Origin of the sequence: Ruminococcus sp., assembly GCF_017650195.1 — a bacterium.
Lineage (GTDB): Bacteria > Bacillota > Clostridia > Oscillospirales > Ruminococcaceae > Ruminococcus.
On record NZ_JAGCFH010000183.1, the window covers coordinates 1 to 11,710 of the forward strand.

Annotated in this window: 8 protein-coding genes and 1 pseudogene; 2 read left to right on the plus strand and 7 right to left on the minus strand. The window is 46.1% G+C overall.

All coding sequences use genetic code 11. The features are described 5' to 3' along the window. Positions 1 to 65: 65 nt before the first annotated feature. Entirely contained in the window at positions 66 to 3,038 is a 2,973-nt protein-coding gene (locus J6U00_RS08540) for a glycoside hydrolase family 9 protein (RefSeq protein ID WP_296581004.1), read from the minus strand. 318 nt (positions 3,039 to 3,356) lie between these two features. On the opposite strand from J6U00_RS08540, the gene J6U00_RS15180 reads away from it, so the two are divergent. Further along, on the plus strand, positions 3,357 to 4,439 hold the full coding sequence (locus tag J6U00_RS15180) for an NADAR domain-containing protein (protein WP_365718541.1): 1,083 nt from the start codon (positions 3,357 to 3,359) through the stop codon (positions 4,437 to 4,439). A gap of 142 nt (positions 4,440 to 4,581) precedes the next feature. On the opposite strand, the gene J6U00_RS08555 is transcribed toward J6U00_RS15180, so the two are convergent. Beyond that, positions 4,582 to 5,973 (minus strand): sensor domain-containing diguanylate cyclase, encoded by a 1,392-nt coding sequence (locus tag J6U00_RS08555; protein ID WP_296581005.1) that lies wholly within the window; start codon positions 5,971 to 5,973, stop codon positions 4,582 to 4,584. 367 nt (positions 5,974 to 6,340) lie between these two features. Between J6U00_RS08555 and J6U00_RS08560 the strand changes: the two genes are divergently transcribed. Further along, positions 6,341 to 7,642, plus strand: a complete 1,302-nt coding sequence (locus J6U00_RS08560; protein ID WP_296581007.1) for a GGDEF domain-containing protein — start codon at positions 6,341 to 6,343, stop codon at positions 7,640 to 7,642. A 226-nt stretch (positions 7,643 to 7,868) separates the two neighbouring features. Here J6U00_RS08560 and rfbC read toward each other — a convergent pair whose 3' ends face one another. The 5 genes and pseudogenes from rfbC to J6U00_RS08585 form a co-directional block, all read right to left on the minus strand. After that, on the minus strand, positions 7,869 to 8,477 hold the full coding sequence (gene rfbC, locus J6U00_RS08565; protein ID WP_296581009.1) for a dTDP-4-dehydrorhamnose 3,5-epimerase: 609 nt from the start codon (positions 8,475 to 8,477) through the stop codon (positions 7,869 to 7,871). Then, on the minus strand, positions 8,477 to 9,364 hold the full coding sequence (gene rfbD / locus J6U00_RS08570; protein ID WP_296581011.1) for a dTDP-4-dehydrorhamnose reductase: 888 nt from the start codon (positions 9,362 to 9,364) through the stop codon (positions 8,477 to 8,479). The genes rfbC and rfbD overlap by 1 nt, the downstream gene beginning before the upstream one ends. A gap of 3 nt (positions 9,365 to 9,367) precedes the next feature. Beyond that, entirely contained in the window at positions 9,368 to 10,396 is a 1,029-nt protein-coding gene (rfbB, locus tag J6U00_RS08575) for a dTDP-glucose 4,6-dehydratase (RefSeq protein WP_296581013.1), read from the minus strand. A 10-nt stretch (positions 10,397 to 10,406) separates the two neighbouring features. Continuing rightward, positions 10,407 to 11,294 (minus strand): glucose-1-phosphate thymidylyltransferase RfbA, encoded by an 888-nt coding sequence (rfbA, locus tag J6U00_RS08580; RefSeq protein ID WP_296581015.1) that lies wholly within the window; start codon positions 11,292 to 11,294, stop codon positions 10,407 to 10,409. A gap of 261 nt (positions 11,295 to 11,555) precedes the next feature. Beyond that, a pseudogene (locus J6U00_RS08585) lies at positions 11,556 to 11,710 on the minus strand (aminotransferase DegT); the annotation flags it as partial.

The window sequence follows — 11,710 nt, forward strand, 5'->3', positions numbered from 1 at the left end:
ACAAATATGCCGGGATGCAAAAAGCGGACCACCGTTAAATGATCCGCTTATATAAGTATTATATTTTACTCAACAAATGTCTTTATCTTTCCGAGGAGGTACTCCTGTATGCGGAGAGCATCGCTTGTGGTAAGACCGTTACCTCTGTTGTCAACGTCGGCGTTGTCCGCTCCCTGAGTTCTCAGCGCATTGGGATCAGTACCGCCAATGCCGAATTTATTGGGATTTGCAAGGCTCTGCATTATTAGCACCGCGTCGCCCATGTCTATATCGCCGTCACAGTTTGCGTCGCCGTATTTAATGGGCTCATGCAGGTAATCTGTCGTTGTTGTGGTGGTAGTGATCGTTATATCAGTTGTAGTAGTTGTTGTCGTAGCTGTCTCGCCTCCTGCCTCGTCCTCAAGGAAGGATATATCCCACGCAAGAGCAGCCTGCATCTCAAGGGACGGTGTATTCTCGAACCACGCCTCAACGGAATCCACATAGCACTTCTGAGGAGCTGTTTCTCCGCGTCGCATACCAAGTCCGCCCACGTATGCGTCAACAAGTCCCGAGGCTGCGCCTCCCACCATAACTCCCGAGGGAGCCACAGGATAGCTCCTGTCGCTCTCGTTTATCCAGTATCTGTGGCAGGGATTGTTTATATGGCGGCTGCCGTAGCCGGTAACATAAGATATGCCGAGACCGTTCCTGCCGAAGATATAGTCCATAGCCTTTGAAACGCCGTTCAGATATCCGCTGTTACCAGTTATATCGTAGGCATAAGCCATTATCACCGCATTATTGACCACAAAGCCGTTTGAGTCAAATTCATAGCCGTTTATAGACTTGGAAGGCAGACCGCTCAAATCTTCAATATACTGAACCGGCTTATAGGGCACGCCCATGCTGTTTTCAGAATAGTTTTCACGGTCAGTATATTCCTTCGCAGCCTGTTCTATCCTGTTTTTTATGGTCTTTCTGTCTTCAGCGGATATTTTATCGCTAAGATAGAGGGACAGGGTTCCGAGAGCAGCGGTATCCGCATTGTTAAAGGAAGAAAACGAATAACCGCCATAATTCACCCCGATAGCTACCGTAACATCGAAAGCCTTGTTATGAACGTCCCCCGAATCAGTTTTATAGTCCTTCAAATAATCATAATAGCTGTCCTCGCCCGTAGCCGAGAAAAGCTCGCAGGCAGCCCAGTAGGCTTCGTCATCAACTACGATGTTGTCCCAGCTGTTGGTGCCCACATAGTACATATTAGGCGCAAACTGACTGTTCTTCGACCAGTCGCCGTTTCTGCCATGCCACTCTGAGAGCTTATTATAGACCGCCTCCCATGACTTCTCGGCAGTTTCAAGGCACTTTGCCGCAAATTCATCGTCAATGCCCTTCCACAGACGTGAAGCCTGAGCCGCACAGGCTATCATGCCGAATGTCGCCGCATAAGTAGGCGGATCCACTATACGTGTCGTTCTGTATATCTTCTCATAATCATAAGGACTTACAGCTAAGCCGATATATTTGCTGTCACGCACATCATGATAGACCAGATTCTCACATTCATCGCCCCAGATACTGTCCTTTTCGGGATCAACTATCATACGGAACATGAATTCAAGCTCATATCTTGCTTCCTCAAGTATATCCGGATAGCCGCTGTCCGATGAGTTTTCGGGAAGCTTCATGGTCTCCCCGTCATTCCACTTGCCGTCTGTGCCCTTTGCGACCGATCTCTCGTACATATTCTGCATGAGCCAAACGGCATTCGCTCCGTTCACAACGTTCTTGCTGTGGGTCTCAGGGTCGTACCAACCGCCGGTCGCGTCTATTCTGACCTTGGCGTCGCCATCAAATTTATTTCCGTAAGATCTCTGCCACCTGCTCTGCACATAAGCCATATCGGGAGAATGTCCGCCTCTGTGGGCAAGCTTTGCCTTGTCTCCGGAAGTGATATACTTTTCCTCTATATCCTTGCCGGAGCGGTCCTGATAGTAGTAGTTGAGAGCGTCCGTGAGAACTCCCTCGTATATATCGCCGCCTATCCTGAACTCAGGGCTGATGTACTTCTTATAGGTCTTGCCGTTGAGACTGTCGGTGTAAACGTTCTCCTCATCATCCACAACTATGGTGTATGTTCCGGTTTCATTTACCTCCGAGAAATCGAGTATCTGGCAGTACTCTCCGCAGTCCTCGTCAAAGCCGGTCTTCTCGCCTGTGCTCTCATAAACGGCTTTCCCGTCCTTGTCCAGCACCTTAAAGGAAACAGGCAGCTTTTCATCTGATGTGGCGTAGGTAACCTTCTTTACGCTGTTATTGTAGTATCCCAGCTGATTTATGCGGACATCGCTCCGGGGTGTGATGATACCGTAGATATCGTCATTATTCCACTTCTCAGACACCGACCACAGACAGGGCGTTTCGCTCTCACTGATATATTCCTCACCGCATGTCTCACACTCAAGATACATATTGTCAAATTTGAGGGAAGCTCCCTCTGGGAAGCAGTCCACCATCTGATAAGGTCCTGCGCCTCCGTACTCAAATGCCCATTCGGCGACCTCGGCAGTCCTTTCGGCTGTGAACTCGCTGTCAAAGGAATTATTTCCCTTTTCGATTTTCACAGGGCTCCAGCCCTGTCCCCACAGCTCGCTGTTGTTCTGCCATACGCCGTCCTCATTCCTGTTGGAGGAGCCTATACGGGTATACATTTCTCCGTCGCACGAAGCAGTTACCTCCCAGTGAACCTTGTACTTGTGTCCTGCCACGATATGTATGTCCTTATGCCTGAACTGGAGATCCCAGCGAGAATCTCCGCCCCTTGCCTGTCCGCCGGGATTGACAATAGTTACATTGTATGTACCGCCGTTTATATTGAATTGCTGCTCGGCAGGCGACGTGGAGCATATATGCCACGGCAGACCTATCCCCTCGTCAAAAGTGCTCTGACCGAGACAGCCGACCGACTCCGCGCTCACAAGCGCAGGCGTTACAAGCCCTGCCGCTGCAACCGAAGCAGCCACGGCTGATCTGAATGCTTTCTTTACTCTCATAATATGTACCCTCCCTGATAATAAGCTGCCATACCTCAAAGGTACGGCGCTGTATACGCCTCCGGCAAGTCCCCCTGCCGTTATAATCATTATAAATGATTATTTTATGCCGGTCAATACGTTTCATCAGTTTTTTTGTAAATATTTCATGTCATGATGTGTTTGACTAACAACTTTTTTGAACTTAATGTCCTCAGACTATTGATTTTCTTCTGCCTGAATGGTATAATAAATGTATCACCGATGAGCGCTGAGGCAGTTCATCGGCTATAAATTTCGAGATCCTAATTATGATGTATCAGAGACGGAGGGAATACAGTGAAAAATATATCTATCGTAAAAGCCGACATAACCAGTCTTGAAACCGACGCTATCGTTAACGCTGCAAACAACCACCTCTCAGCAGGCGGCGGCGTATGCGGAGCTATATTCTCGGCTGCTGGCTATGCGGAGCTTAAGGACGCCTGCGATAAGATCGGCTTCTGCAATACAGGCTCGGCTGTAATCACACCCGGCTTTGCACTTAAGGCTAAATACGTTATCCACGCTGTAGGCCCTATCTGGCGAGGCGGCGATCAAGACGAGGAAAAGCAGCTTTACAGCACCTACTATGAATCCCTCAAGATTGCAAAGGGAAATGGTTGCAAATCTATCGCCTTTCCTCTTGTCTCGGCGGGCATATACGGCTATCCCCAGAAAGCTGCATGGGAGACTGCTCTCACTGCCTGCTGTGATTTCCAGAAGAATGAGGATTCCGATATCAAGATTGTATTCTCAGTGATAATCGACGAGCTTTTTGATATGGGAAACGATATCATGAAGCAACTGGGTATATCTCCCTGCGGCTGCAAATCCGGCGACGGCAGCACTGGGGATACTGAGGTCACGGACAAGCTCACCATCGGAGATCAGGTATACGAAGCATACTTCTTCCACAATGCCAACGAGCCATTCGGCTTTCTCAGCAACTGGTATCTCTCAGATTTTACAGTTGACGGAATGAAGTTTACTTCAATGGAACAGTTCATAATGTATAATAAATGTCTCTGCTTTGGGGACAGTATTTCCGCAAAGGATATACTTTCCACAGATGACGTTGCACGGCAGAAGTCCATCGGCAGGAACGCCCGAAACTATATCGACAGTGTATGGGCAGGAAGGCGTCAGCTTATAGCTGTAAGAGGACTGTATGCAAAGTTCTCCCAGAACCCTGAGCTGAAAAAGCAGCTCCTCGACACCGGCGACGCTTTTCTTGTAGAGTGCGCCGTAAACGACAAGATATGGGCGTGCGGCATCGACCTACGCGACGACAGCAGGAAGCGTGCCGACAAGTGGTCGGGGCAGAACATCCTCGGATTTGCCCTTATGGAAGTTCGAGAATCACTAAAAGCCCACGAATGACCCCAGTCTCCGTTTTTGAAGCTATGTGCAAATATGCAGACATACACACAATTCGATCCGTCATATAAACAGAACAAAACAGGCATAGAGAGCATTATTTGTGTGTGCTCTTTATGCCTGTTTTCTTTATCATGTCAGTTTATCACCTGTATTTCATTTCCGGATGCTGCCGGTAGTACCTCTCCTTGTCAGCATACATCTTTTCGTCGGCATACCTCATAGCCATGAGGATATCATTTCCGCTGTCGCAGAAACAGGTACCGATGGAAAATCGCACATCAGAGGTCCTTTCAGCCTGTTTTTTCAGCTGATCGAGACGTTTTTCAAGCTCATCCTCCGTTATTCCTGCCGCAATTATCATAAACTCATCTCCGCCAGCACGGTAAACCTCACTGTCAAAGAACACTTCCTTAAGCATAGAAGCCGCCGTTTTCAGCATATTATCGCCTGCACCGTGTCCATAAGCGTCGTTAACTCGCTTAAGGCCGTTTAGATCGGCAAATATGACCGCAAATGGCATTCTCAGTTTATGCTTTCCCCAGATAACACTGTCCACCATATTATTCATGGTATTCCTGTTTTTTACGCCTGTGAGAGCGTCTGCGGAGCTCAACATCTCAAACCTTTGCAGGAGCTGGTAATTGGATATCTCTGAAGCTATAAAAAATGTAGTGAGCTGAAGTGTCTCTCTTATCTTAACTGTATTGTCCACATTAAAGTTTATCGCCCACATATATCCAAGAGTATTTCCATTATACGCCAGCGGGAATAAAACTATGCTTTTCACTCCTGCGTCCGTAAGCGACCTGTACCACAAAGGATTCACAGAAGACAGCCATTTCATATCCTGCTCGTCCTTGACAACTACACAACTGCTTCCGCCAATCGTATCATCCCATGTCGAAGCTATATTGTAAAAATTATCATCAAGATAGGAGTCCATTGGAAGCAAATCGCAGTCAGGACGCAAAGATTCACAAAGAGTAGTACACCTGCGCTCTCTTTCATCAACAAGGAGTATGCAGCAGTGATCCGAATCACATATCTGCCTGATATCCTCTATTACATCGTAGAATGTCTCTGCAGTATTATCCGAGCCGCGCAGCTTGATACAGGTCTTTATTACCTTAGACGAGGTATCAGCTGACAGATGCGACATTATATCCGTATCAGCCTTTGGAGTTACTTCGTATGATAGTAGGCAGTAGCCCGTATCCTCCTTATCTGATTTCAAAGGGAGAAGATACAGATCCACCCACACTCCAAGCTGCTGTACCTTTACATAGGTATGTATAGACTGTCCGAGGAAAGCGCAGCGATAGCAATAGTCCTCATAGTTCATATCCTTTGGATAGAATTCGTCATAAGGTATTCCCGGCTCGAAATCCCGCTTCATCAGCGAATAGAACTCGTCGCAGTGAGCCTTGTTGCCGGCGGCTATACGGATATTACCGCAGGTACCATCAGAAAAACGTTCTATCGAAATAATGCAGGTCTTGTTTTTGTATCCTTCAAGCATTTTTTCAAAATCCATAAGCTATCCCCCTTGTAAGCTTTCAGTCAGAGTCTTTGTCATATTATACCATTTTCATTTAACTCTGTCAATATAAATTATATACTATATATTTATACCTTGGTTCCCGAAACCTTATAGTTTAACCGGCATTTTTACCAATCCATCCCCCTTCAAATTGGTAAAAGCAACAAATAATCCGTCTCGTCCTTTGCTGTTCATAATTTGTTTTCAATTTGTATGCAAATATATGCTATTATAATATTGGTATTTTGTAATCTCTTTTAAAAGAGTTTTTTTGTAATTCCTAAGACAAAACCGCCGGATCTCAGCAACTTTTCCGCTGTGATCCAATGAATATTCTACATTTTTAGGGGGAGACCGTTTTATGAACAAAATAAACATTGATACCTTTTCGTATGAAAATGCCATTGAATACATAAAAACAAGCGTAGATGCCATATTTATCGCTGACGGCGCAGCCGACAAATATAAGGTACTTTCCAAAAGCGGTATCTTTACCGATTTTATAGATGACACTGGACGCTACAAGGACCTTATCGAGAAGCTCTGGTATCACTTCAACAACAGTGACGAAACCGTAGCAGAGGGCTATCATGTATTCATACCCACATCAGGTAAATTCCAGGGAAAATACAGCAAAATAATAAATATAAGCGTTGACGATATCACTCATATAGTCCAGATGACGATATATCCTATCGAAAACGAAGAGGTATACCTTTTCATCCTTGACGAGCTTGATAAGAGTATGTTCATTGATCAGGAACTTACGACAAAAAAGGTCGCTGCGATACAGAACACATACCTCTTCTCGATGTATATAGACCTAGTGAAGGATACCACCAGCAGCATCAGCGTTACTGAGATATCCGACGAGGTAATAAACCAGCAGCTTAAATACTCCGACTGGAGAATGATGATAGTTAATATGATCGACGAGAAAGATCAGCCGACCTTCCTCGAAAAGACGGATCCCGAGTACCTGAAAAAGAACTTTGCTCCGGGACGCACCTCATCCTTTGACTGTCTTATGATGAACCTAGAAGGCAAATATATATGGGTAAAGCTCATATTCTGCCGTGCCGAAACAAGTAACGCCGACGACTTCCGATTTGTATTCATGGTACAGAATATACATGAGAATTCACTGGAACTTCTCCAGACACTGAAGAAATATGAGCAGCTCGCATCGCGAGACTCTCTTACCGGTATTTTCAACCACGGAAGAATGGAAACCGAGATTGGCAACGCTATCACTATGAAAAAGGCTGAAAACAAGAACATCTCTCTGATGATACTGGATATTGATTTCTTCAAGCACGTAAACGATAAATTCGGTCATACCGCAGGAGATGTAACTCTTGTAAAATTCACCAAGGTCATTTCCGATTACATAAGAGAACACAATGCCGTTCTCGGACGCTGGGGCGGCGAGGAATTTGTTATCGTTTGGTACGATGTAAGCATGGAGGAAGCTCTTAAGTACGCAGAAGATATACGATGCACAATCGCTAAGGAAGACTTCGGCAACATCGGTCAGATCACCTGCAGTATTGGTGTTACCGACCTTCACTCCTTAGACACATTCGACGACGCCTTCAACCGCATGGATCGTGCACTGTACAACGCAAAATCCAGCGGAAGAAACTGCGTAAAATCAGTATAACAAAAAAAAGGGGCTATAAAAAAACAGCCCCAACTATCAATAAAATAGATCTTGATCAGCGCGAAAAAAGCATTTTTTCTTCGTGCTTGATCTTTATACCCTCTTTTAAAGAAAAAATGGGTAGTTTTCAACAATTATCATAAAAAAAGCGGTTACCCCTTCAAATTTTACTTGAAGAGGTAACCGTGTTGTTTTTGAGGGCTGTTTTTTTACAGTCCCTTTTATTTTAGAACTTAAAGGTATTACCTAGGGTATCCCATTTCTTGTCCTTATCTGAAAGATTGAGCTTTGTGCCATCCTCGAGAGCATAACCCTCACTGTCAGCACTGCCGGGATATTCTCCTGTGAGCTCTGGCCACTTTATTCCAATCTCCGGATCATTCCATGCAAGTCCGCCCTCGTCGTTGGGGTGGTAGAAGTCATCGCACTTGTAGCAGAATTCAGCCACATCAGTAAGTACAAGGAAACCGTGGGCAAATCCCTTGGGTATCAAGAACTGCTTTTTGTTCTCTTCCGTAAGTTCTACTCCGTACCACTTACCGTAGGTCGCGCTTCCGCTTCTGAGATCGACTGCTACGTCGAATACTCTACCCCTGATAACACGTACAAGCTTTGTCTGCGGATACTGCTTCTGGAAGTGCAGTCCTCTCAGCACGCCCTTTGTTGAGCAACTCTGATTATCCTGTACAAATACAATATCAATTCCTGCCTCTTCCATATCGCGCTGGCTGTAGGTCTCCATGAAGTAGCCGCGGCTGTCTCCGTGTACAGCAGGAGTTATTACGCAAAGCCCTTCGATCCCGCCGACATTTTTCTCAACTGTTATCTGTCCCATTACTGTATCTCCTTTAAATATCTTGCAAGTGCGTCCTGCCATACAGGTAGGGGCTTGAAGCCGTTTTCGACAAGCTTTGTCTTGTCCAGCCTGCTATTGAAAGGCCTTGCTGCCTTTGAGAGTCCGTATTCTACCGTAGTAACAGGGATTACCTTTGTTGACATTCCTGCCTGCCTGTATATCTCAACGGTGAAATCGTACCAAGATATATAGCCGCCCTCGTTTGTGGCGTGATAGTAGCCGTACTTTTCGGTCTCCGCCATATCAACAAGAAGTCTTGAAAGGTCAAGGGTATATGTAGGAGTTCCTATCTGGTCGCAGACAACTCTCACCTCATCATGAGTCTTTCCCACATTTATCATGGTCTTGATGAAGTTCTTTCCGTTAACGCCGAATACCCATGCTATACGAACGATGAAGTATTTGTCTATGGTATTTGCAACTGCAAGCTCTCCGTCAAGCTTTGACTGTCCGTAAACGTTCTGTGGAGCGTAGTCCTTGCAGTCTGGCTCCCACGGCTCTGTTCCCTGACCGTTGAAAACGTAGTCAGTGGAAATATATATCATCTTACAGTCAAGCTTTTTGCAGACATTTGCTATATTCTGAGTTCCGTCCACGTTTATAGCTCTTACCTTTGGCTGATTCTCTTCGTCCTCAGCCGCATCCACAGCCGTCCATGCCGCGCAGTGTATCACTATATCAGGCTTTACTTCGGATATCGCCTTATCAACTGCTTCCGCGTCGGTTATATCGAGCTGAACATAGGGATATTCCGTATCCACCGACTCAAGGATATCGCTTCCGACACCCTCATAACCGCGCTTTGCCAGCTCGTCCATCACGTCATGTCCGAGTTGTCCGCCTACGCCTGTTACAAATGCTTTCATTACTCACACCTCTGCACGGTTTCCGTACATTTTCTCATAGTAGTTCTGGTACTCGCCGGAAATGATAGTCTCCCACCACTCGCGGTTATCAAGGTACCATTTGATAGTCTTCTTTATGCCGTCCTCAAACTTTGTCTCAGGCAGCCAGCCAAGCTCGTTGTGTATCTTTGTAGGGTCAATAGCATAGCGCATATCATGGCCCTTTCTATCCTCAACGTGAGTGATAAGGCTCTCAGGCTTTCCGAGCTCCTTGCATATCAGCTTAACAATATCGATGTTCTTCATCTCGTTGTGTCCGCCTACGTTGTATACCTCTCCTACTCTTCCCTTGTGTATGATAAGGTCGATTGCACGGCAGTGGTCCTCAACATAGAGCCAGTCACGAACATTGAGTCCCTCACCATAAACAGGGAGAGGCTTGTCTGCGAGAGCATTTGCTATCATAAGAGGTATCAGCTTCTCAGGGAAGTGATAGGGACCATAGTTGTTCGAGCATCTTGATATAGTCACAGGGAGACCATAGGTCCTGTTGTAAGCCATAACGAGAAGGTCTGCACCTGCCTTTGAGCTTGAATAAGGGCTACTTGTGTGGATAGGTGTAGTCTCTGTGAAGAAAAGGTCGGGACGGTCAAGTGGAAGGTCTCCGTAAACCTCATCTGTGGATACCTGGTGATATCTCTGGATACCGTACTTACGGCAGGCATCCATGAGCACCTGTGTTCCGAGGATATTTGTCTGGAGGAATATCTCGGGGTTCTCGATAGAACGGTCAACGTGGGATTCAGCCGCAAAGTTTACAACGATATCCGGCTTCTCCTCCTCGAAGAGCTTGTATATTGCTTCTCTGTCGCATATATCTATCTTCACGAAGCGGAAGTTTGGATTCTTCATTACAGGCTCGAGAGTCGAGAGATTTCCTGCATAAGTAAGCTTGTCAAGACAAACTATCCTGTAATCCGGATATGTATTTAACATGTGAAATACGAAATTTGAACCTATAAATCCGGCTCCGCCGGTCACAAAAATTGTCATAGTTTACTCCTTAATACTTTATTTTTCCTTCAGCTACCTTACGTAAATGTGCGCCATAAGGTGATTTCCCGTACTTTTCGGCAGACTTCATAAGTCCTGCCTCATCTATCCAGCCGTTGATGAACGCAATCTCTTCGGGAGCCGAGATTTCGATACCCTGACGGTTCTGAACCATCTGAACGAAGTTCGTAGCTTCTGCAAGGCTGTCCATTGTTCCCGTATCCAGCCATGCAAATCCTCTTCCGAGAAGCTGAACGTCAAGCAGCTCGTCGTGGAGATACATCTCGTTGAGAGTTGTTATCTCAAGCTCTCCTCTTGCCGAAGGCTTAACCTGATTTGCTCTCGCACTTACTCCAGAGGGATAGAAGTAAAGTCCGGTAACTGCGTAATTGCTCTTCGGCTCTGCTGGCTTTTCCTCAATGGAAAGTGCCTTGCCGTTCTTGTCAAAATCAACTACTCCGAAGCGCTCCGGATCCGGTACGTAGTATCCAAAGACCGTTGCACGCTTTTTCTCCTCAGCGTTGCTCTTTGCTGCACGAAGGATAGAGCCGAAGCCGTTTCCATAGAATATATTGTCTCCCAGGACCATTGCGCAGGCGTCGTCTCCTATGAACTCTTCTCCGAGTATGAATGCCTGGGCAAGTCCGTCAGGACTAGGCTGCACCTTATAGCTGAGGTTTATTCCGTACTGCGATCCATCGCCCAGCAGTCTTTCAAAGTTCGGGAGATCTGTGGGGGTGGATATAATCAGTATGTCCTTTATCCCTGCAAGCATCAGCGTTGACAGCGGATAGTATACCATCGGCTTGTCGTATACAGGCAGCAGCTGCTTTGATGTCACCATTGTCAGCGGGTACAGTCTTGTGCCGGACCCTCCGGCGAGTATTATGCCTTTCATTGATCTTCGTCCTTTCCTGATTATTACATACGTTTTACCTTTTGCGAGTATTTTTCTGCGTTATAAGCGGACTTCTGTATTCGCCTGCCAAAAGCGTCGGTACTTAAAAGACGGTACCCGAAACCAGCAGCGTCCTTTACCTGACCGAAAGCATTGATTTTCTAAATATCGGTAAAGCATATTATAGCATGTTTACATAAATTATACATTGTTCCCGGCACGGACAAGTCACTGAACCTCCCTCATGCCTGAACATTTTTATCACTCAAAACAGTTCCTGATAATTTCGATTATGATATCCTGCTGTTCCGGCGTCATCTTATTATCACTGGGGAGACAGAGACCTCTTTCATAAATGTCAGCTCCCACATCAACAGCAGCTCCGCGGTCGATATATGCGTTGGACTGTCCTCTGC